Annotated in this window: 21 protein-coding genes and 1 pseudogene; 7 read left to right on the top strand and 15 right to left on the bottom strand. The window is 73.6% G+C overall.

Annotated features, from left to right (window positions below):
- Positions 1-16: 16 nt before the first annotated feature.
- From AB0R04_RS01150 to AB0R04_RS01140, 3 genes are all read right to left on the bottom strand, one after another.
- Positions 17-673: an aminoacyl-tRNA hydrolase gene (locus tag AB0R04_RS01150; protein WP_363367335.1), complete on the bottom strand. Its 657-nt coding sequence runs from the start codon at positions 671-673 to the stop codon at positions 17-19.
- A gap of 233 nt (positions 674-906) precedes the next feature.
- Complete coding sequence (locus tag AB0R04_RS01145; protein ID WP_363366982.1) at positions 907-1401, bottom strand: hypothetical protein; 495 nt, start codon at positions 1399-1401, stop codon at positions 907-909.
- Between the two features lie 98 nt (positions 1402-1499).
- The gene (locus AB0R04_RS01140; RefSeq protein WP_363366980.1) at positions 1500-2432 is read right to left on the bottom strand and encodes a hypothetical protein; all 933 of its coding nucleotides are present in this window, start codon (positions 2430-2432) and stop codon (positions 1500-1502) included.
- 122 nt (positions 2433-2554) lie between these two features.
- Here AB0R04_RS01140 and AB0R04_RS01135 point away from each other — a divergent pair, with 122 nt between their 5' ends.
- Both AB0R04_RS01135 and AB0R04_RS01130 read left to right on the top strand, forming a co-directional pair.
- Positions 2555-2926, top strand: coding sequence for a YbjQ family protein (locus AB0R04_RS01135; RefSeq protein ID WP_063349920.1), 372 nt, complete (start codon positions 2555-2557; stop codon positions 2924-2926).
- A 188-nt stretch (positions 2927-3114) separates the two neighbouring features.
- A complete protein-coding gene (locus tag AB0R04_RS01130; protein ID WP_363367333.1) occupies positions 3115-4218 on the top strand; it encodes an NAD(P)-binding domain-containing protein in 1104 nt (367 codons plus the stop codon).
- 48 nt (positions 4219-4266) lie between these two features.
- Here AB0R04_RS01130 and paaE read toward each other — a convergent pair whose 3' ends face one another.
- From paaE to AB0R04_RS01090, 8 genes are all read right to left on the bottom strand, one after another.
- Positions 4267-5451 (bottom strand): 1,2-phenylacetyl-CoA epoxidase subunit PaaE, encoded by a 1185-nt coding sequence (gene paaE / locus AB0R04_RS01125; protein ID WP_363366978.1) that lies wholly within the window; start codon positions 5449-5451, stop codon positions 4267-4269.
- Positions 5452-6045 (bottom strand): 1,2-phenylacetyl-CoA epoxidase subunit PaaD, encoded by a 594-nt coding sequence (paaD, locus tag AB0R04_RS01120; protein WP_363366976.1) that lies wholly within the window; start codon positions 6043-6045, stop codon positions 5452-5454.
- A gap of 8 nt (positions 6046-6053) precedes the next feature.
- Positions 6054-6971, bottom strand: coding sequence for a 1,2-phenylacetyl-CoA epoxidase subunit PaaC (paaC, locus tag AB0R04_RS01115; RefSeq protein WP_363366974.1), 918 nt, complete (start codon positions 6969-6971; stop codon positions 6054-6056).
- A 13-nt stretch (positions 6972-6984) separates the two neighbouring features.
- Positions 6985-7278 (bottom strand): 1,2-phenylacetyl-CoA epoxidase subunit PaaB, encoded by a 294-nt coding sequence (paaB, locus tag AB0R04_RS01110; RefSeq protein ID WP_030234269.1) that lies wholly within the window; start codon positions 7276-7278, stop codon positions 6985-6987.
- Positions 7275-8333 carry a 1,2-phenylacetyl-CoA epoxidase subunit PaaA gene (gene paaA, locus AB0R04_RS01105; RefSeq protein WP_363366971.1) on the bottom strand — a complete coding sequence of 353 codons (1059 nt, stop codon included), beginning with the start codon at positions 8331-8333 and terminating at the stop codon, positions 7275-7277. The genes paaB and paaA overlap by 4 nt, the downstream gene beginning before the upstream one ends.
- A gap of 295 nt (positions 8334-8628) precedes the next feature.
- Positions 8629-9663, bottom strand: coding sequence for a M20/M25/M40 family metallo-hydrolase (locus AB0R04_RS01100; protein WP_363366969.1), 1035 nt, complete (start codon positions 9661-9663; stop codon positions 8629-8631).
- 1153 nt (positions 9664-10816) lie between these two features.
- Positions 10817-11476, bottom strand: coding sequence for a response regulator transcription factor (locus tag AB0R04_RS01095; protein ID WP_363366967.1), 660 nt, complete (start codon positions 11474-11476; stop codon positions 10817-10819).
- Entirely contained in the window at positions 11473-12786 is a 1314-nt protein-coding gene (locus AB0R04_RS01090) for a histidine kinase (protein ID WP_363366965.1), read from the bottom strand. The genes AB0R04_RS01095 and AB0R04_RS01090 overlap by 4 nt, the downstream gene beginning before the upstream one ends.
- A gap of 215 nt (positions 12787-13001) precedes the next feature.
- Here AB0R04_RS01090 and AB0R04_RS01085 point away from each other — a divergent pair, with 215 nt between their 5' ends.
- The 4 genes from AB0R04_RS01085 to AB0R04_RS01070 all read left to right on the top strand — a co-directional run bounded on the left by AB0R04_RS01085 (position 13002) and on the right by AB0R04_RS01070 (position 16813).
- Positions 13002-13916 carry a translation initiation factor IF-2 gene (locus AB0R04_RS01085; RefSeq protein WP_363366964.1) on the top strand — a complete coding sequence of 305 codons (915 nt, stop codon included), beginning with the start codon at positions 13002-13004 and terminating at the stop codon, positions 13914-13916.
- A 125-nt stretch (positions 13917-14041) separates the two neighbouring features.
- On the top strand, positions 14042-15055 hold the full coding sequence (locus tag AB0R04_RS01080; RefSeq protein WP_363366962.1) for an aldo/keto reductase: 1014 nt from the start codon (positions 14042-14044) through the stop codon (positions 15053-15055).
- Positions 15056-15130: 75 nt separating this feature from the next.
- Positions 15131-15718 carry a TetR family transcriptional regulator gene (locus AB0R04_RS01075; protein WP_063349913.1) on the top strand — a complete coding sequence of 196 codons (588 nt, stop codon included), beginning with the start codon at positions 15131-15133 and terminating at the stop codon, positions 15716-15718.
- Positions 15719-15856: 138 nt separating this feature from the next.
- The gene (locus AB0R04_RS01070; RefSeq protein ID WP_363366960.1) at positions 15857-16813 is read left to right on the top strand and encodes an ADP-ribosylglycohydrolase family protein; all 957 of its coding nucleotides are present in this window, start codon (positions 15857-15859) and stop codon (positions 16811-16813) included.
- An 87-nt stretch (positions 16814-16900) separates the two neighbouring features.
- Here the strand turns inward: AB0R04_RS01070 and AB0R04_RS01065 are convergent, their stop codons facing one another.
- Complete coding sequence (locus AB0R04_RS01065; protein WP_063349911.1) at positions 16901-17167, bottom strand: GlsB/YeaQ/YmgE family stress response membrane protein; 267 nt, start codon at positions 17165-17167, stop codon at positions 16901-16903.
- A 178-nt stretch (positions 17168-17345) separates the two neighbouring features.
- On the opposite strand from AB0R04_RS01065, the pseudogene AB0R04_RS01060 reads away from it, so the two are divergent.
- Positions 17346-17447, top strand: a pseudogene (locus AB0R04_RS01060) (glycosyltransferase); the annotation flags it as partial.
- Positions 17448-17657: 210 nt separating this feature from the next.
- Here the strand turns inward: AB0R04_RS01060 and AB0R04_RS01055 are convergent.
- The 3 genes from AB0R04_RS01055 to AB0R04_RS01045 all read right to left on the bottom strand — a co-directional run bounded on the left by AB0R04_RS01055 (position 17658) and on the right by AB0R04_RS01045 (position 21049).
- On the bottom strand, positions 17658-18689 hold the full coding sequence (locus tag AB0R04_RS01055) for a TIGR03842 family LLM class F420-dependent oxidoreductase (RefSeq protein WP_363366958.1): 1032 nt from the start codon (positions 18687-18689) through the stop codon (positions 17658-17660).
- 75 nt (positions 18690-18764) lie between these two features.
- Entirely contained in the window at positions 18765-20195 is a 1431-nt protein-coding gene (gene hydA / locus AB0R04_RS01050) for a dihydropyrimidinase (RefSeq protein WP_363366956.1), read from the bottom strand.
- Between the two features lie 11 nt (positions 20196-20206).
- Positions 20207-21049, bottom strand: coding sequence for a nitrilase-related carbon-nitrogen hydrolase (locus tag AB0R04_RS01045; protein ID WP_363366954.1), 843 nt, complete (start codon positions 21047-21049; stop codon positions 20207-20209).
- Positions 21050-21177 lie beyond the last annotated feature (128 nt).

Here is a 21177-nt window from a genome sequence, read left to right as displayed (position 1 = left end):
TCCCGGACGTCAGACCTCAGACCTCAGCAGTCCCCCGCAGCGCCGGGTGGTCCGCGATCACCGTGCAACTACCCGGCGCGATCTCGGTGAAGCCCGCGTCCCGGACCAGCGGCAGACCGCTGGCGACCAGCGCCTCCCACGTCTCCGCCGGGGCCGTCCGCACCGCGAGCGCGAATCCGGCCTCGGCCCACTCCTTGCGCTGCGCCTCGTCCAGCCGCCACCAGGCCAGCTGGGCGGCGTGGCCGGTCTGCGCCATCGTCTTGCCCGCGCTCATCTCCAGCTCCGGGTTGAGCCACAGCACCGGCAACCCGGGCTCAGGGGCGCCGACCTCGGCGGTCTCCTCCAGGTCCGTCCCGGAGACCTGGAGCTTGGCGAGGTCCTTCGGCCAGCCGTCCAACGGCACCGGCGGGAACACCCGCACCTCGGCCTCCCGTCCGCTCACCGTGATCCCCGGCAGTTCGCCCGCCCGGCGCCACTCCCCGCCCCGGGCCCGCCGGACCACCTTGCGGATCCGGGCGTCCTCCCAGGCCTCGACCCGCTCCGCCCACTCGCCGTCCGCGTCGGTCACCCGCGAGTCGGACAGCAGGGTGAGCACCGCCCGGGCCGAGGTCTCCAGCGCGTCGGTCCGCCCGGGCGGCGTGGCCTTCTCCAGCCGGACGAGCAGCGGCAGCACGTACTGCGGCCGCGCGTCACGGTCCGCCGGGGCCGGGGAGTCGTCGGCAGCGGAAACGGGCGCCGGAGCGGAATCGGAAGCTGAAGCGGAAGCGGGAGCAGGGGTGTCGAACGGAGAAGTCACCCGTCCAGCATGCCAGCCCCGCCACCCCGGTGATCACGCGGTGCCCGGGGCCCGTACGCCCCTGCCCCTGCCCCTGCCCCTGCCAACCCCCGCCCCCGGCACACCCCCGCTCAGCGCAGCCGCTGCCGCAGTTCGTCGACGGCCGACCGGATGCTCGCGCTGTAGGCGTCCTCGGGGAGCGCGTCCAGGCTGCGCACGGCGCGTTCCAGCTGCTCGCGCGCGAGGTCGGGCTCGCCGAGCTTGAGGTGGTCCGAGGCCAGGTTGAGGTGCAGTGAGGGGTAGAACGCGCGTACCTGGAGGGCGGACTCGTAAGTCTGGGCGCGCTCGGCGGTCAGCGAGTCTGCGGCGGCCAGCGCCCGCCGGTCCCACGCCAGCTCGTCCTGCGGATCGTCCTGCAGGTCGGCCAGGTAGTGGGCGAGGACGCAGCGGTGGAAGACGTCGCCCCGCTCGCCGAGCGCCGCCCAGAGCGCCTCGAAGCTGGCCCGCGCCTCGGCCGTCCGCCCGTGCTGGGCGGCCTGGACGCCGTCCAGTCCGAGCGCGATCCGGGTGAACACCTGCTCGTCCCAGCCTGCCGGACCCGCACGCACATCAGACGTATCGGACATGCCCGCAGCCTAGTCGCCCACCCGTCGCGGCGCCCGAAAAGCCTTTCGAACCACCCCAACCCGGCCCGAAAACCGGACCGGCCCAGCCCGGCGGCCGGTCAGCGCCGGTAGCCGCGCTGCGGGTCCCGCGCCTCCGCGTCCTCGTACGTCAGGAACCAGCCCTCCGGGTGCGTGGCCGCCAGCAGCACCTCGGTACGCTGCTCGGCGCCCAGCTCCGGGTCGCCGTCGTCCGGTCCGTAGACGCCGAACAGTTCGTCGTGGCAGCCGTCCCAGTCGTAGTCGTACAGGTCGGCCGGCAGGTCGCCCATCATGTCGGCCACCGACTCGGGCTGCGCGCCGAGCAGGGCCCGGGCGTCCACCAGGGCCATCCGCAGCCCGATGTCCTCGGCCAGACAGCGCGGCAGCGGCCATTCACCGAGCGCGAGGTCGTCGGCCAGGTCGTCGAAGGCCCGGGCCATGGCGCGGCGCCAGTTCCGGTGCAGCCGCCAGGTGCGCTGGGGCAGGCGGGCGTAGAGCGACCAGTCGGCGTCCTCGCCGTCGACGACCGGGTCGTCACCGTGCTCGTCGAAGTCGTCGTAGGCGGCGTCGGCCAGGCCGATCAGCTGGGCGTGCAGGAGGCAGGCGGTGCGCGGGGTGAGGGTCCAGTCCGCGCCGGCGCCGCCGTCCTCGTCCTCGTCGCCCTCCAGCGGGAACAGCTCGGCGAAGTCCGGCGCGAAGTCCTCGGTGACGCTGATCTCCAGCGTGCCGCCGATCGCCTCGACGCCGGGGATCGCGGCCACCAGCCGGTCCGGGTGCAGCAGTGCGCCGAGCGCCGCGTTGGCGTCCTCGGAGACCTCGCGCAGCAGCTCACGGCGCTGGCCGGCCGGGTCGATGCCCTCGAACACCAGCTCCTCGACGGCCCTGATCGCGGCGGCGCGCAGCGCCGGCCAGTCGGTGATCCGCAGGCCCAGCACCACCGTCGCCTCGATCTCCTGCGCGCCGGAGTCCTCCGCCGCGCCCGGCCCCTGTGGATGATCGCTTCGCTCGCCCATGGGGCTACGGTACGGCCTTTCGGCCGCCCGATCACCGGTCTGAACCAGCTTCTGGACCCCTTCTCGGCCATCGCCCGGCCCCGCCTCGATCACTCGGACGTACGACAGGGCAGGATGGGCCCATGGCTGACATCAACGAGTACGGCGGCGGGCAGGGCCCGAACGCCGACGTCCTGGTCGTAACCACCAACGACATCCCCGGCTTCCGGGTCGATCATGTGATCGGCGAGGTCTTCGGGCTGACCGTGCGCAGCCGCCACATCGGCAGCCAGATCGGCGCCGGACTGAAGTCGCTGATCGGAGGCGAGCTGCGGGGCCTGACGAAGACCCTGGTCGAGAGCCGCAACGAGGCGATGCAGCGGCTGATCGAGCAGACCAAGGCGCGCGGCGGAAACGCGGTGCTGATGATGCGCTTCGACGTGACGGAGGCGGCGGACGTCGGCACCGAGGTCTGTGCCTACGGCACGGCCGCGGTGATCTCCCCGGCCGCCTGACCCGGCGCCCGAGCTGACCCGTCGCCCGCGCGGGGCGCCACGCGGCGGGACGGCAAGCACCCCGGGACCGCAAGCACCCGCAGACGCGGGAACACCCGCCGCACGCCCGATGTTTCACCGGCGTGACTGTTTACGGTGCAACCAATGGCGGGCAGCGGCACGCGGACGCCCTGGTAGTGGACATCGAGGTGGTGGACGGCCTCGCGGTGGACGTCCTGGTGGTGGGCGCCGGACAGGCCGGACTGTCCGCCGCCTACCACCTCAGCCGCCGCGGCTTCGCCCCCTACCGGGCGGACGCCGACGGCGGCTTCGTCGTGCTCGACGCCAACCCCGCGCCGGGCGGCGCCTGGGCGCACCGCTCACCGTCCCTGCGGATGGCCACCGTGCACGGTTTCCACGACCTCCCGGACGCCGAACTCCCCGCGCCCGACCCCGAGGCCCCGGCGCGCGAGGTCGTGCCGGGGTACTTCGCGGCGTACGAGGCCCGGCACGCGCTCCCGGTCGTACGCCCCGTCGCGGTTCGCGCGGTGCGCGCCGAGTCGGACCGCCCGGACTCCCGGCTGCTGGTCGAGACCGACCACGGCACCTGGTCCACCCGCGCGCTGATCAACGCCACCGGCACCTGGACCCGCCCCTTCCTGCCCCACTACCCGGGCCACTTCGCCGGTCGCCAACTGCACTACGCCGACTACCGCGGCCCCGGGGAGTTCGCCGACCGGCGCGTCCTGGTGGTGGGCGGGGGCGCTTCGGCGATCCAGGTGCTGTCCGAGGTGGCGGCGGTCGGCGAGACGGTCTGGGTCACCCGGACCCCTCCCGTCTACCACGAGGGGCCGTTCACCCCCGAGTACGGGCGCGCGGTGGTCGCCAAGGTCGAGGAACGGGTCCGGCAGGGCCTGCCGGTGCGCAGCGTGGTGAGCGTCACCGGGCTCGGCCCGTCGGTCGCCTACCAGCGTGCCGAGGAACTGGGCGCGCTGCACCGCCGCCCGATGTTCGACCGGCTCACCGAGCACGGCGTCGCCTGGGGGGAGGAGGAGCTGACGGTGGACGCGATCGTGTGGGCCACCGGCTTCCGCCCGGAGGTCGGCCACCTGGCCCCGCTCGGGCTGCGCTCCCCCGGCGGCGGCATCGCGCTCACCGGCACCCGCGCCACCGCCGACCCGCGCGTCCACCTGGTCGGCTACGGCCCGTCCGCCAGCACCATCGGCGCCAACCGGGCCGGTCGCGCCGCTGTCAGCGACCTCGTCCACCTGCTCGGCGACCCGGCCAGGCTGCCCGCCCCGGCCGTGGTCTGAAGCAGTCAGGAGGGGAAGCAGGAGAGGAAGGGCGAGGCGGCCGGCCGCTCAGCGGTCGTAGTCGACCGTCACCCGGTCGGTGAGCGGGCGGGCCTGGCAGGTGAGGACGTAGCCGGCAGCCAGCTCCTTCTCCTCCAGCGCGAAGTTGCGGCGCATCTCGACCTCGCCCTCGGTGACCAGCGCGCGGCAGGTGCCGCAGACCCCGCCCTTGCAGGCGAACGGCAGGTCGGGGCGGGAGCGCTGGGCGCCGTCCAGGATCGAGCGGTCGCACGGCAGGGAGAGCGTGCTGCCGCGCCCGTCCAGGACGACGGTGACCTCGCTGTGCGGGCCGTCGGCCGCTCCCGCCGCGCCGTCCCGGTCCTCCGGTCGCTCGGACACCGGCTCGTCCTCGGCGTGGAACAGTTCCTGGTGCACGCGCTCGCCCGGCACGCCCAGCCCGGCGAGCAGTTCCTTCGCCCCGACGACCATCCCGAACGGGCCGCACAGCCACCAGTGCCCGACGCTCCCGACATCCACCAGCGCCGCCAGCAGCGCCCGCACCCGCTCCGGGTCCAGCCGCCCGCTGAGCAGTTCGGCGTCACGGGTCTCCCGGGACAGGACGTGGACCAGCTGGAAGCGGCCGAGGTAGCGGTCCTTCAGGTCGGCCAGCTCGTCCGCGAACATCACGGTGTCGCTGCGCCGGTTGCCGTACAGCAGGGTGACGGTGGAGCTGCGGTCGGCGGCCAGGACGGACGCGGCGATCGACAGCATCGGGGTGATGCCGGAACCGGCCGCGAGCAGCACGTGCTCGGCCGGAACGCCGAGGTCGGGGGTGAACAGGCCCGACGGCGTCAGCACGTCCACCTCCTCGCCCGGCCCCGCGTCCCGCACCAGCCACCGGGAGAACAGCCCGCCGGGCACCTCCCGGACGGCGATCCGCAGCGGCCCGCCGACGGGGGCGCAGATCGAGTACGAGCGGCGCTCGTCGACGCCGTCCACCACCTTGCGCAGCGTCAGGGTCTGCCCCGGCCGGAAGGCGAAGTCCGCCGCGAGCCCGTCCGGCACCGCGAAGGTCACCGCCACGGCGTCGTCGCAGAGCCGCTCGACCCGCTCGATCCGCAGCCGGTGGAAGGTCGGGCGGCGGGCGGGGCGCACCGTGGAGACCGCGGCCTCAGCGGGGGCGCCAGCGGGGGCGTCGGCGTCAGCGTGCGCGGCGGCGTCGGCCTGGGAGGCGGCGTGCGAAGCGGCGGGCATTCAGATCTCCTTGACGCGTTCGAACGGCTCCCGGCAGGCGCGGCAGCGCCAGAGCGCCTTGCAGGCGGTGGAACCGAAGCGGGACAGCTCCTCCGTGTCCACGCCGCCGCAGCGCGGGCAGGGCACGGGAGCGGCTGCGGCTGCGGCTGCGGCTGCGGCTGCGGCTGCGGCTGCGGCTGCGGCTGCGGCAGTGCCGGCCAGAGTGGCGGTGGGGGTGGCGGTGCGGGTGGGACCGAGCGCGAGCGGGACCGCGCCGGCCACGCCGACGGCGGAGGTCGGACGCGGCGGGGCGATGCCCGCCTCGGCGAGCTTGCGGCGGCCCTCGGCCGTGATCAGATCGGTCGACCACGGCGGATCCAGCCGCAGCCGGACCCGGACGTCCCGGTACCCGGCCGCGCGCAGCCGGCGGTCCACGTCGGCGGCCATCTCGGCCACGGCGGGGCAGCCCGAGTAGGTCGGGGTCAGCCAGGCGGTCACCGCGCCGTCGTCCACCTCCACCTCGGCCAGCACGCCCAGGTCCGCCAGGGTCAGCATGGGCAGCTCCGGGTCCGGCACGGCCGCCGCGACCTCCCAGGCCGTCCCGCGCTCCGTCACCGCCGCGCTCACCACGTCGCCCCCGGGTGCGCGCGGGCCAGCACCTGGAATTCGGCGAGCAGCGGGCCGAGCGCCTCGGTGTGCACGCCGTCCCGGCCGGCCCGGCCGAGCACGGTGGCCAGCGGCTGCCCGTCCGGTACGGTCAGCCCGGCCTCGGCGAGCACGGCGCCGAGCGAGCGCAGCACCGGTTCGCGCAGCGCCGCCGGATCGGCGCCCGTGCGCAGTTCCACCGGGTGGGCCGTGAACAGTTCCTCCAGCAGCGGCCAGAGCGCGTCCAGCCCGGCCTGCATCCGCGCCGAGGAGTACGGCGTGCCGTCACCGAGCCGAAGCGTCCAGGCGGTGGCGTACTCGCGGTGGTACGCCAGCTCCTTGACGCCCCGGGCGGCGACCGCCGCCAGCACCGGGTCCGGGTGCGCGCTCAACGCCTCGTACAGCGCGCAGCGCGCGGTGGCGAACAGCAGCAGCCGGGCGACCGAATGGGCGAAGTCGCCGTTCGGGGCCTCGACCAACCGGACGTTGCGGAACTCGTGGTCCTCCCGCCAGTACGCCAGGTCGTCCTCGGTGCGGCCGGAGCCGTCCGCCTGGCCGGCCCGGGTGAGCAGCAGGCGGGCCTGACCGAGCAGATCGAGGCCCAGGTTGGCGAGCGCGACCTCCTCCTCCAGCTCAGGCGCCCGGGTGCACCACTCGATCAGGCGCTGGGAGAGGATCAGGGCGTCGTCGCCGAGCATCAGGCAGTAGGCGGCGAGGTCCGCGCCGTCCACCCCGGCGGGCACGGCGGTGTCCACGCCGAGCAGCGGGTCGGCGAAGCCCGTCCCGTACGCCCAGCGGCCCTCGCCCTCGGGGCCGGGCGCGGCTTCGGCGAGGCCGAGGTAGACGTGGTCGTCGGGGTCGGCGCCGGCGCCGGCCTGCGTGCTGTGGTCCTGCATGGCGGTTCCCCCGTCAGATGTGCGGGACATCCTCGGGGATGTCGTAGAAGGTCGGGTGGCGGTAGACCTTGTCCCCGCTGGGCTCGAAGAACGGGTCACGCTCGTCCGGGGTGGAGGCGGTGATCGCGTCCGAGCGGACCACCCAGAGGCTGACGCCCTCGTTGCGGCGGGTGTAGAGGTCGCGGGCGGCGAGCAGGGCCATCCGGTCGTCGGACGCGTGCAGCGAACCGACGTGGACGTGGTTCAGCCCGCGTCGGGGGCGCACGAACACCTCGTACAGCGGCCAGCCAGCCTTGGACTCGGTCACTTTCCGTTCTCCTGTTCCGTGGGCTCGCCCGTACGCCCGGGCTGCCCGGGTCCAGCGGACTGTTCGGCTCCGGGCAGCGCGGGTTCGACGGACTGTTCGGCGCGGCGCTTGGCCGCGTAGGCGACGGCCGCCTCACGGACCCAGGCACCGTCCTCGTGCGCCGTCCGGCGGCGTTCGACCCGCTGGGTGTTGCACGGGCCCTGGCCGTGGATGACCCTGGTCAGCTCGGACCAGTCCGGCTCGCCGAAGTCCCAGCCGCCGCATTCCTCGTTCCAGCGCAGCTCGGGGTCCGGGAGCGTGACGCCCAGGTGCTCGGCCTGCGGGACGGTCATGTCGACGAAGCGCTGACGCAGCTCGTCGTTGGTGTGCCGCTTGATCCGCCAGGCCATCGAGCGGGCGGTGTTCGGCGAGTCGGCGTCCGGGGGCCCGAACATCATCAGAGACGGCCACCACCAGCGGTCCACCGCGTCCTGGACCATCCGGCGCTGCGCCTCGGTGCCGCGCATCAGTGTCATCAGCAGCTCATAACCCTGACGCTGGTGGAACGACTCCTCCTTGCAGATCCGCACCATGGCGCGGGCGTACGGGCCGTAGCTGCAGCGGCAGAGCGGGACCTGGTTGCAGATCGCGGCGCCGTCGACCAGCCAGCCGATCACGCCGACGTCGGCGAAGGTGAGGGTCGGGTAGTTGAAGATCGAGGAGTACTTCTGCCGGCCGGAGATCAGCTTCTCGGTGAGCTCGGCGCGGTCGACACCCAGGGTCTCGGCGGCGGCGTAGAGGTAGAGGCCGTGGCCGGCCTCGTCCTGGGCCTTGGCGAGCAGGATCGCCTTGCGGCGCAGCGAGGGGGCGCGGGTGAGCCAGTTCCCCTCGGGCTGCATGCCGATGATCTCGGAGTGGGCGTGCTGGGCGATCTGGCGGACCAACGTGGCCCGGTAGGCGTCGGGCATCCAGTCCCTGGGCTCGATCCGCTGCTCGGCGGCGACGACCGCCTCGAACCGGTCCTCCTGCGCCTGCGCGGGGACCGCCTCGGCCACCTCTGCTGTCACCACGATCACCTCTCGTGTCCCGCGCCGGCGCCCACGGCGCCAACCGACTGACCGTTCGGTCGGTACCATTCTGCGCGGCGAGACGGAGGGATGGCAAGGGACGCGGGTAAGGGGCGGGGTTTCGGGCGGTGGCCAGTGGGCGCGGGCGGCAGGCGGCAGGTGGGCGACAAACAGATAACAGCTAACAGATTTCATTATCTGTTAGCTGTTATCTGTTAGCTGTTACTTGTCATTCGTCTTCTGTTCTCTGTTTTCTGCTCCCTGCTCCCTGTTCTCCGATAGCCCCCGGCCGTCGACGGCCCGCTCAACCCTCCGTGCGGTCGCGCAGCCTCGGCAGCGGTACGGCGAGGAGCGCGGCCAGCAGGGCGATCCGGGGTGCCAGCTGGTCGAGCCGGATGTGCTCGTGCCGGGCGTGAGCGCCGGCACCGACCGCGCCGAAGCCGTCCAGCGTCGGCAGCCCGCGCGAGCCCGGCAGGTTGGTGTCCCCCGCGCCGCCCGCCGGCCCGCCGTCCAGCTGCTGCCCGAGCACCGCCGCGAGTGAACGAACGTGCCGCAGCAGCGGGTTGCCGGTTCGCTCGGGCCACGCCGGACGACTGGACAGCACCTCGGTCCGGACCCTGGCCCCCGGGCGCAGCGCGGTGAGCCGAGCCAGGTTGTCGAGCGTACGGCGCTGCGCCTCGACGGTGGAGAACCGCAGGCCGAGCTCGGCCTCGGCCCGGCCCGCGACCACGTTGGCCCGCGAACCCCCGCTGATCCGACCGGCGTTGAGCTCCGTCCCCGGCTGTCCCGCGAGGCCGCGGACGACGACGAGCTGGTCGACGAGTTCGTCGACCGCCGACACCCCGTCGTGGGCGTCGTTGCCCGCGTGGGCCTCACGCCCGGTGACGGTGAGCCGGACCCGGGTGCTGCCGCGCCGGGCCGTCTTCAACCGGCCGTCGGGGTGCGGAGGTTCGAGCCCCAGGACCGCGGCCGCGCCGCGCAACTGACGCTCGACCAGGCGCCGTCCGTCCGGACTGCCGACCTCCTCGTCGGAGACGACGACCAGCCGGACGGCGCGGTGCGGCCGCTGCCCGAGGTCGGCGAGCAGGGCGAACGCACCTTCCAGGATGGCGAGTCCGCCCTTCATATCGACGACGCCGGGGCCGCTGAGCAGACCGTCCTGCTCGGTGACCGGCCAGTCGGCGAGGGTGCCGACCGGCCAGACGGTGTCGTGGTGGCCGACGATCAACAGGTGCGGCAGGGTCTCGTCCTGCCCCTCCCACTCCAGGACGAGGTGGTCGCCGGCCGGCCCGGGCTCGCGTCGCGCGGTGGCACCGGTGGCGCTGAACCCGGCGCTCAACTCCTCGGCGAGAGCGTCGAGTCTGGGTACGTCTCCGCTGGGTGACTCGATCCGGGCCAGGTCCGTGCACCGGCGCCGGACGGCCCCGGCCAGCGTACGGGCGCGGGTACTGAGGGCCAGCGGCAGGCCGGGGAGCGCGGCGGTCGCGGCAGCGGTGGCCGAGGCTGTGACGGTGGCCGAGGCTGTGACAGTGGCCGAGGCTGTGACAGTGGCCGTGGCATGAGCGGTGGTGGTAGCGGTAGCGGTAGCGGTGAGGGCCTCACCGTCAGCAGCGGCCGGGAGGTCGACGGGGGCGCGGTCCGAGGCAGGAGCGGGCGCGGGGGCGGAGTCACCGTCGGGGGCTGCGGCGGCACTCGGCGCGGCGGGCGACCCGACGATCTGGGGACTCAACGTTCGCCTCCGCGGCCGCTGCCGGTATTCAGCGGCCGGACCGGCCGGCCACCCCAACCCGGCTGCCAGGCCCGGCTGGACCGCGTCGATCGACCGGGATGGTGTCCGGCCCTTCGGAACGGACCGTCTGGCCCAAGTGCGGTGGAACGGCTGGGCGGCGTGCTTGGCATTGCGTCCTCCTCGCTCGATCCGGTGGCCCCGGTCCGCCCGGGGCCCCGTGGACGGCGGCTTCCTGACGGCGGGCGCAACGGGCCGGACCGCCGCAGGGAAGCCGAGATGTGAGCCTAGAAGAACCGTTCGGCTTCCTGCGAGGTGGCCCTGCTCCCAGCGTGCCGGGACCGGGCCCTCAACCTCGGACACCCGTCGGGGAACAGCGGCGGGCGCGCGGCGCGCGGGCCTGGATCGGCGCGCGGGCGCGGTCGCCGGATCGCGCCCATCTCCACCATGGACCCGCCGCCCGGGTTCGGCAGCGCAAACCGCCAAGGCGCGGGATTTCCACGCCGGATGGGTGACAACGGCTCAGCGCGCGGTACGAACCGGGAGCACGCGACCGGCTCAGGGGGAGCCCGGTCCGACGCCCCGGGAACACTCACGTGAACACTGGACGACATGACGCCCCACCCGCCACCGTGCGCACCACCGGGCGTCGGGCATCGGCAGGACCAGCGCCCACACGAGCCACGACGGCACCGCCCTGCACTGCCCCGCACCGCCCGGCACCAACTCAGGGCGCCGACTCAGGGCACCGCTGGCAGGCTCCGACTCAGGCGCCGTCCTCGACCAGCCCGGCATCGCGCGCGAGCAGCGCGGCCTGGACCCGGTTACCGACGCCCAGCCCGGTCAGGATCCGGCTGACGTGCGCCTTCACGGTGCTCTCGCGCATCCCGAGGACGCCCGCGATCTCCGCGTTGGAGAGCCCGTCGGCGAGTTCGCGCAGCACGTCCGTCTCGCGCGGCGTCAGCCCGGCGACCCGGTTGCGGGCGGCGACCGACCGGGGCGCACCGGTGCGGTGGTAGCGGTCGATCAGGCGCCGCGCGGCCGCCGGGTGCAGCATCCCCTGGCCGCCGGCGACGACGTGGACGGCCCGGGCGATCTCGGCGGGCGGGGTGTCCTTGAGCAGGAAGCCGTCGGCCCCGGCGGCGAGCGCCTGGTACACGTACTCGTCGAGGTCGAAGGTGGTGAGCGCGATCACGCGCGGGGCGTCGGGCAGTTCGCGCAGGCGCCTGGTGGCGGCGATGCCGTCGAGCCGGGGCATCCGGATGTCCATGAGCGCCACGTCGATCCGCTGGCTGCGGGCGAGTTCGACGGCCTGCAGTCCGTCGGTGGCCTCGGCGACCACGGTGAGGGCCGGGTCCTGGGCGAGCAGGTCGACGAGACCGAGCCGCACCAGCGCGTCGTCGTCGACCACCATCGTGCGGATCATGCGTCGTCCTTCGGGGTCGGGGTCGGGGAGGGGGCAAGGTTCGGGGAAGGCCCGGATCCGGGGTCGCGTCCCGGTCCTGGGCCCGGTCCTGGCGCGGGTCCTGGCGCGGTCTGCGGCGGGCGCTCCGGTGCGGGCAGGCGGGCCGCGAGCCGGAAGCCGCCACCGCCGTCCGGTCCCGCGTCGAGGTGGCCGCCGAGCGCGTCGACCCGTTCGGTGAGCCCCACCAGACCGTACCCGCCGCCGGTGCCCGGCCCGTTCGGCGACGCCTCCCCCGGGCCGTTGCGGACCTCGACGGTGGTGGCCGGGGCGCCGTAGCGGACCCGGACGGTGACGGGCGCAGCGTGCGCGTACTTGCGGGCGTTGGTCAGCGCCTCCTGGACCAGGCGGTGCACGGCCAGCCGGTGGGTGGTGGGGACGGTCTCCGGGTCGCCGGAGAGGGCCAGTTCGACCTGCTGCCCGGCCGAAGTGGCCTCGCCGACGAGTTCGGTGAGATCGCGCAGCGCGGGCGCCGGGACGCGCTCCGCCCGGAGCGGTACGGCCGGCACCTCCTCGGCGGCCGGTGCTGTCGGCGGGTCGGCCCGCAGGGCGCCGAGGACGTCGCGCAGGTCGTCGAGCGAGTGGGCGGCGGTGGTGCGCAGCAGTTCGAGGCGGTGGGTGAGCCGGTCCGGGTCGGCGGCGACGGTGCCGGCGAGGGCCTGGTCGCGCAGCACCCCGGCGTGCAGCACCAGCAGGCTGAGACGGTGGGCGAGCACGTCGTGCATCTCCCGGGCGATCCGGGCCCGTTCGGCGGCCCGGGCCCGTTCGGCGCGCAACTCGCGCTCCCGGCGCAGCATGTCCACCTGCTCGTGCAGGGTGCGGATCAGCACCCGGCGACCGTGCAGCCACAGGCCGACGGACAAGGTCGCCGCCTGGACGAGGAGTTGGGATCCGGTGGTGCCCGCCCAGCCGACCAGCGAGTCGGCTCGGGTCGCGCTCACCACTGCGATGAGGGCGCCGCCGGCCACCGCCGGGCCGGTCCGACCGAGGGAGGCGAGGTAGTAGACGCTGAACAGTCCGGGAAAGGCGCGGTTGAACAGGCCGCCGGTGAGCACCGGCAGGACGGCGGACGCCATCGGGTAGCGACGGGCGAACAGCAGGGAGAGCGGGGCGAGGGCGGCCACGACCGTCCGGGGCAGCCGCAACGGCTCGTCGGCGTGGATCCACTGGGAGAGGCCCTCCTCGGCGGTGAGCGCGAGGATGCCGAGCAGCAGCAGGGTGTCGCTCCACAACCGGCGGTCCGGGCCGTACCAGCCCAGCAGGCCTGTGCGCATCGGGCCGCTCCCGTCCTCTCGCATCGGGCTCCCTCCGCGCTCTCTCCGTCCGTCCGTCGCCCGTCCCTCCGTCCGTCCGGCTCGATTCGATGCTACGGGCGGGCGGCGGGCGGGTGCCCCCTTCTCCCAGGTACCCGCACCCTCGACTTTCGTCGGGGGTGCGCGTCGCTCGTCGGCCGATTCGGGGTGCGGCGGGGCTGCCTAGCGTCGACGGCATGACCACCGAGCAGCTCCGCCCTCGCCCCCGCCCCCGCCCCTACCTCGACTCCCTTGCCCCGAAGCGCAGTTCACGTTCCGCCGGGGACCACCTGCTGTTCCTCGCCGAGGCCCTGCGCACCTTCCACGACACCGGCGCGCTGGCACCGAGCGGCGAGGACCTGGTGAACGCTCTGGTGGTTCCGGCCACCAGCCGCCCGAATCGGCCGATCTCGGTGCTGGAAGTCGGTGCCGGGACCGGCGTGGTGACCCGCCGGCTGGCCCAAGTACTGCTCCCGGGCGACCGGTTGCACGTCGTCGAGGCGAACCCGCGCTTCGCCGACCGGCTGCGGGAGGACCCGGTGCTGGCCGCACGACGCCCGGGCGTCGCCCTGCGGCTGTCGGCCTGCCGGGTGGAGGAACTACCCCAGGACAAGACCAGCGAGACCAGCGAGACCAACGAGACGAACCAGACGGGCCGAGCGGGCGGGGCCGGCGAGACGGACGACCGGTACGACGTGATCGTGTCGGGCCTGCCGTTCACCAACTTCGAGCCGGCCCAGGTGCGCCACCTCCTCGACCTCTACCTGCGGCTGCTGCTGCCCGGGGGCGAGCTGACGTACTTCGGCTACCTCGGCACGACGACGGCTCGCACCCTGTCCTCGGGGCCCCGGCAGAGCGCCCACCACCGGGCAGTGGTGCGACTGCTGCGGCGGTTCGAGGCGGCGTACGGGCTGGGCGAGCGAACGGTGTGGCGCAACCTGCCGCCGGCCCGCGCCCACCTGCTCCGGGCACCGGGCGGACGGGAGGACTGGGGTCTGGCCTCGCCCCCAGAGTCCCCAGAGCCCCCGGCAGGCGAGGCCACAGCCGACGAGGCGCCCTCGCGTACGAGAACCGCAGCCGGGCGACCGATCGGGCCGGCGGGTGACAGATAACAGGTGACAGCTTTCAGATAACAGATAACAGACGACAGCGAACAGATTTTGAAATCTGTTCGCTGTCGTGCCATAGTGGACTCCGGGTCACCCCACCCATCGCCACACCCACCCCTGGAGTCCCCGTGGCCACGACCTCCCGCCCCACACAGCGCACCCTCGGCACCTCCGGACCGGTCACCTCCACCCTCGGCCTCGGCTGCATGGGCATGTCCGACCTGTACGGCCCGGCCGACGAGGCCGAGAGCATCGCCACCATCCACGCCGCGATCGACGCCGGGGTCACCCTGCTCGACACCGGCGACTTCTACGGCATGGGCCACAACGAGCTGCTGATCCACGAGGCCCTGCGCGGCCGCGCCCGCGAGAGCGTGCAGATCAGCGTGAAGTTCGGCGCCCAGCGCGGCCCCGACGGCCAGTGGCTCGGTTACAACGCGAGCCCCGCCGCCACCAAGACCGCCCTCGCCTACACGCTGCGCCGCCTGCGCACCGACCACATCGACGTCTACCGCCCCGCCCGCCTGGACCCGAACGTCCCGATCGAGGAGACCGTCGGTGCCATCGCGGACCTGGTGAAGGCCGGCTACGTCCGCCACATCGGCCTGTCGGAGGTCGGCGCCGACACCCTGCGCCGTGCCGCCGCCGTCCACCCGATCAGCGACCTGCAGATCGAGTACTCGCTGATCTCCCGCTCGATCGAGGACGCCATCCTCCCCACCGCCCGCGAGCTCGGCATCGGCATCACCGCCTACGGCGTGCTCTCGCGCGGCCTGCTCAGCGGCCACTGGGACCAGGGCCGCGCCCTGGCCGGCACCGACTTCCGCGGCCACAGCCCGCGCTTCCAGGGCGACAACCTGGCCCACAACCTCGCGCTCGTCGAGGCGCTGCGCGCGGTGGCCGCCGCGAAGGGGGCGAGCGTCGCCCAGGTCGCCATCGCCTGGGTCGCCTCGCGCGGGGAGGACGTCGTTCCGCTGGTCGGCGCCCGCCGCCGCGACCGCCTCACCGAAGCGCTGGGCGCGCTGGACGTCAACCTCACCGCGGCCGACCTCGCGGCCATCGAGGCGGCCGTCCCCGCCGGCTCCGCAGCGGGCGACCGCTACGCTGCCGCCCAGATGGCACACCTGGACAGCGAGCACTGACCAACCGGAACCGGCCCGACGGCCGGGGACGGCAGCACCACCCTCGACCGCACGACCCTAAGGACGGACCTCCCCGTGACCACGGACACCACACTCACCGCCGAGCAGATCCTGATCGCGGCGGAGGACGTCCTCCGGCGGTTCGGCCCGGCCAAGGCCACCGTCGTGGACGTCGCCCGGATCCTCGGCGTCAGCCACAGCAGCGTCTACCGCCACTTCCCGAGCAAGGCCGCGCTGCGCGAGGCGGTCACCCAGCGCTGGCTCGACCAGGCGCACCACCAGCTCGCCTTCATCTCGACCGAGCCCGGCTCGGCCGTCGAGCAGCTGCACCGCTGGCTGGTGACACTGTTCGCGGCCAAGCGGAAGAAGGCGCTGGACGACCCGGAGCTGTTCGCCACCTACATGGTGCTGGTCGAGGAGAACAGCGGCATCGTCGAGGCGCACATCGACACCCTGGTCACCCAGATCGCCCAGATCGTCCAGGACGGCATGGAGAGGAAGGAGTTCAAGCTCGCCCACATCCTCTCCACGGCCCGCGCCGTCTTCGACGCCACCAGCCCCTTCCACGACCCGGCGTACGCGTCCTCGTGGTCCGAGCCGACCATCGAGGACCGTTTCGAGGCCCTCTGGAAGCTCATCCTCGGCGGCCTGCTCGCCAAGTGACGGACCTCCGACGCCCCGGGCGCCCCTGACCCGGGCACCGACGGCCGGGCCCACCGGCACCGGAGCGAAACCCGGTCGCCGGCGGGCCCGGCCGTCCGGCAGACTGCCACGCACGGTTGATCTCACCTGGAGGACGACATGCGTCCGGCCCGTCCAACCCCTCCGCCCCGCCCGGCCCGTCCGCCCCGTCCGGCCCTGGACAGTCTGCAGGGGCTCGCCCTCGGCGACGCCTTCGGCGACCGCTGGTTCTCGGCCCCGGTCGACGAGGCGCCCGCCGCGCTGGCCGCCCGCCAGCTCCGCCCGGCGCCCTGGCACTGGACCGACGACACCGCGATGGCGCTGGTCCTCGTCCGCCACCTGGCCTCCTGGGGCGAGGTCCGGCAGGATGCGCTGGCCGGCGAGTTCGCCGAGGAGTACGCCCGTGAGTACGGGCGCAAGTACGGCCCGTCGATGCACCGGGTGCTGCGTGAGATCGGCGCCGGCGGGGACTGGCGCGCCATCACCTCGCGCCAGTTCGAGGGCCAGGGCTCGTACGGGAACGGCGCCGCGATGCGGGTCGCCCCACTGGGCGCCTGGTTCGCGGACGACCTGGACGCCGTCGCCCGGCAGGCCGAGCTCCAGGCGCTCGCCACGCACTTCCACCCGGAGGCGGTCGCGGGCGCGGTGGCGGTCGCCCTCGCCACGGCACTCGCCGTCCGCAGCCGGGGCCAAACCCCGCCCGGCCGTGCCGAGTTGTTGACGGAGGTGGCCGGTCGCCTGCCGGACAGCGAAGTGCGCTCCGGTCTGCGGATCGCCGCCCGGCTGCCCGGACACACGAGCGTCCGGCAGGCCGCCAACGTACTCGGCTCCGGGTTCATGATCTCCGCCCCGGACACCGTCCCGTTCGCCCTCTGGTCCGCCGCCGGGCACCTGGACTCACTGCCCGAGGTGATCTGGCACGCCCTGGAGGGCTGGGGCGACATGGACACCACCTGCGCGATCGCCGCCGGGGTGGTCGCCGCCCGCACCGGCCTCGCTGAGGTGCCGACCGGCTGGCTAGCCGCCCGCGAGGACCTGCCGGAGTGGGTCACGGAGGCGTCGGCACCGACGCGCTGAGCCGAGCCGGCCGCCCCTCGGGCCTGGCCGGCTCGGCTGCGCGACGCCGTGTCCGCGTCGGCGCGGGGCCGGCTCCCGGCGCCCGGGCTAGCGTCGGGAGCTGCCGAACACCAGCCGGTAGATGATCAGCAGCACCAGGGCGCCGCCGATCGCCGACACCCAGGTCGCCATGTCGAAGAAGTGCGCCGTCACCGACCTGTGCAGGAAGTGCGAGGCGATCCAACCGCCGACGAAGGAGCCGGCGATACCGATCAGGGTTGTCACGATCATGCCGCCCGGGTCCTTTCCCGGCAGCAGCAGCTTGGCCAGTGCCCCCGCCAGCAGGCCAAGCACGATCCACGCGACGATGCTCATCTGTCCCTCCCGTCCACGGCGCGACGGCCCCGTTCCGCCGCTCTGCCAGGAAGGACGCCGCCCACCACCGCCCGGTTCCGGCGCCGCGGGAGCACCGGCCCGAACCGGCCACCCCGGACCGGGCCGCTCCGGGCGAGGCACCCTCCCGGCGGGGCGCCCGAGCCGGGATACTGCGGCCATGCGCATCCTGATCGCCACCGCCGGATCCCGGGGCGACGTGGCCCCGTTCACCGGGCTCGGCGCCCGCCTTCAGGCGGCCGGCCATCAGGTGGCCGTCGCACCCGCCCGCCGGGCGCCCGAGGCCGCGCCCAGCGCGAGGTGCAGCACCGAGGCCGACCCGGAGCGCCGGGAAGTTGCAGGTGGTCCAGGTTGCGCCGCGCCACCGGGACCGGCCGCAGGTCGTCTTCGGTGTAGCCGTTGGACGGCAACTCTCCTGCGGCCGGGTAGAGTTCGACCCGGCTATGGGCAACTCCCCTCTGCACGAATGGCGTTACGTCTGAGGTGGGCGGGACAGGTGCGGGATGACGTCGGTCCCGTAGGCGTCGATGGTGGCCTCGACGGCGTCGTGCATGGCGTAGACGGCGAACTGGTCGACGCCGAGGGAGCGGAGGTGCTCCAGGCGGGCGAGTTGGGCCTGCGGCGGGCCGATGAGGCAGAAGCGGTCGACGATCTCGTCCGGCACGAAGGCGGTGTCGGGGTTCCCGGCCCGGCCGTGGTGGCTGTAGTCGTAGCCCTGGCGGCCCTTGATGTAGTCGGTGAGGGCCTCCGGGACGAGGTCGGAGTGCGCCCCGTAGTGGCTGACCAGGTCGGCCACGTGGTTGCCGACCATCCCGCCGAACCAGCGGCACTGCTCCCGGGCGTGGGCGAGCGCGGCGGGCGAGTCGTCGGCGGTCACGTAGGCGGGGGCGGCGACGCAGATGGTGACGGCGTCCGGGTCCCGGCCGGCCTCGGCCGAGGCGGACCGCACCGCCTTGATCATGTACTCGGTGAGGTACGGGTCGGCCAACTGGAGGATGAATCCGTCGGCCTGACGACCGGTCAGCGCGAGTGCCTTCGGCCCGTACGCGCCCATCCAGATGGGGAGTTCGGCGCCGGGGCCGACCCACGGCAGGTGCATCTCGGTGCCGTCCACCTCGACCGTCCGTCCCTCGGCCAGTTCCTTGATGGCCTGCATGGCCTGGGAGAGCCGGGCGAGGGTGGCGGGGCGGCGTCCGGCGACCCGCATGGCGGAGTCGCCGCGGCCGATGCCGCAGACGGTGCGGTTGCCGTACATGTCGTTGAGCGTGGCGAACAGGGAGGCGGTGACCTCCCAGGTGCGGGTGGAGGGGTTGGTGACCATCGGTCCGACGGTCAACTGCCGTGTCTCGGCGAGGATCCGGCTGTAGATGACGAACGGTTCCTGCCACAGGACGCAGGAGTCGAAGGTCCAGCCGTGGCTGAACCCGGCCTGTTCGGCGCGGATCATCCGGTCGATGAGCAGGCGGGCGGGTGGGTCGGTCTGCAGGACGAGGCCGATGTCCATGGGTGGCTCCGGGAGGGTGGTTCCGCCGCCCGGGCCATCGTGCGCACGGGCCCGGGCGGCGGTGCGGGAGAGTGGTCAGGTCAGGTACTGACAGGTGTCGCGGCGCAGGAACGTGCCGTGGCCGGCCCGGCCGAGCCAGGTTTCGCCGTCCAGCACGACGGTGCCGCGCGAGAGCACGGTGCGGGCGCGGCCGGTGAGTTGGCGGCCCTCGTACGCCGAGTAGTCGACGTTCATGTGGTGCGTGGCGGCGGAGACGGTCTGCACGGCGGTGGGGTCGTAGACGACGAGGTCGGCGTCGGCGCCGGGCGCGATGGTGCCCTTGCGCGGGTGCAGCCCGAACATCCGGGCGGGCGTGGTGCAGGCGATCTCGATCCAGCGCCGACGGGTGATGTGCCCGTCCACGACGGCCTGGTGGAGCAGGTCCATCCGGTTCTCCACGCCGGGCAGGCCGTTGGGGATCTTCGAGAAGTCGCCGCGGCCGAGTTCCTTCTGCCCGGTGAAGCAGAACGGGCAGTGGTCGGTGGAGACCACCTGGAGGTCGTTGGCGCGCAGTCCGCGCCAGAGCGCCTCCTGGTGCTCGCGCGGCCGAAGCGGCGTGCTGCACACGTACTTGGCGCCCTCGAAGCCGTCGGCACCGGTCTCGGCGAGGTTGTCGGTGGAGAGGAACAGGTACTGCGGGCAGGTCTCGCCGAAGACGTTGAGCCCGGCGTCGCGGGCCTGGACGAGCTCGGCGAGGGCGGCCGCCGCGGAGACGTGGACGACGTAGAGCGGGCTGCCGGCGACCTGGGCGAGCTTGATGGCCCGGTGGGTGGCCTCGGCCTCCAGGAGTTCGCGGCGGACCTCGCCGTGGTAGCGGGGTGCGGTGTGCCCGGCGGCGAGGGCCTGTTCGACCAGGACGTCGATGGCGATGCCGTTCTCGGCGTGCATCATGGTCAGCCCGCCGTTGACCGCGCCGCGCTGCATGGCGCGCAGGATGCGGCCGTCGTCGCTGTAGAAGACGCCGGGGTAGGCCATGAAGAGCTTGAAGGAGGTGGACTCGCCGGAGTCGACGAGGGCGTCCATCTCCTTGAGGACGCCCTCGTTGACGTCGGAGACGATGGTGTGGAAGGCGTAGTCGACGGCGCAGTTGCCGTCGGCCTTGGCGTGCCAGGTGTCCAGGCCCTCGCGCAGCGAGCCGCCGACGGACTGCACGGCGAAGTCGACGATGGTGGTGGTGCCGCCCCAGGCGGCGGCCCGGGTGCCGGTCTCGAAGGTGTCGGAGGCCGAGGTGCCGCCGAAGGGCAGTTCCATGTGGGTGTGGGCGTCGACGCCGCCCGGGATGACGTAGTGGCCGGTGGCGTCGATGACGGTGTCGGCGCTCCAGGCCTCGGCGGCGGAGCTGCCGGTGGCGGCGAGGGCGGCGATGCGTTCGCCCTCGATGAGGACGTCGGCGTGGAGTTCGTCGGCGGCGGTGATGACGAGGCCGCCGCGGATGATGGTGCGCTGGTGCGGGTCGCGGGTGGTCATCGCGCTGCTCCTCAGGCCTCGGCGAGCGGTCCGTAGGCGTCGGGGCGGCGGTCGCGGTAGAACGCCCACTGCTGGCGGACCTGTTCGATCAGGCCGAGGTCGAGGTCGCGGACGACGAGCTCCTCCTCCTTGTCGGAGGCGACGTCGCCGACGAACTGGCCGCGCGGGTCGACGAAGTAGGAGGTGCCGTAGAAGTCGTTGTCGCCGTACTCCTCGGTGCCGACGCGGTTGATGGCGGCGACGAAGTACTCGTTGGCGACCGCGGCGGCGGGCTGTTCCAGCTGCCAGAGGTAGGCGGAGAGGCCTCGGCTGGTGGCGGAGGGGTTGTAGACGATCTGCGCTCCGGCCAGGCCCAGGGCGCGCCAGCCCTCGGGGAAGTGGCGGTCGTAGCAGATGTAGACGCCGACCTTGCCGACGGCGGTGTCGAAGACGGGCCAGCCGAGGTTGCCGGGCTTGAAGTAGTACTTCTCCCAGAAGCCCTTGACCTGCGGGATGTGGTGCTTGCGGTACTTGCCGAGGTAGCTGCCGTCGGCGTCGATGACGGCGGCGGTGTTGTAGTAGACCCCGGCCTGTTCCTCCTCGTAGACCGGGACGACGATCACCAGGCCGAGTTCACGGGCGAGGTCCTGCATCCGGCGGACGGTGGGGCCGTCGGGGACGGCTTCGGCCCAGCGGTAGTGCTCGGCTTCCTGGACCTGACAGAAGTACGGGGCGTTGAAGACCTCCTGGAAGCCGATGATCTTCGCGTCCTGGGCGGCGGCCTCGCGGGCGTACCGCTCGTGAAGGGCGATCATGCTCTCCTGGTCGCCGGTCCAGCGGGTCTGGACGAGCGCGGCACGGACGATCTGCGACATGGATACCTCCGCAACTCCGCTGCCCGGCCATGGGGTCGGGCCTGCGGTCTGAGGGTTGACGGGGCGGGCGGGTCTCGTCTGCGGACCGCCGGGGATCCGCAGGGGTCTACGTGCGTAGAAAGCGGTCT

It is taken from the genome of Kitasatospora sp. NPDC056731 (genome assembly GCF_040687675.1).
Lineage (GTDB): Bacteria > Actinomycetota > Actinomycetes > Streptomycetales > Streptomycetaceae > Kitasatospora.
Note: the sequence above shows the minus strand (reverse complement) of the source record. Positions and strands in the feature narration are given on the sequence as shown.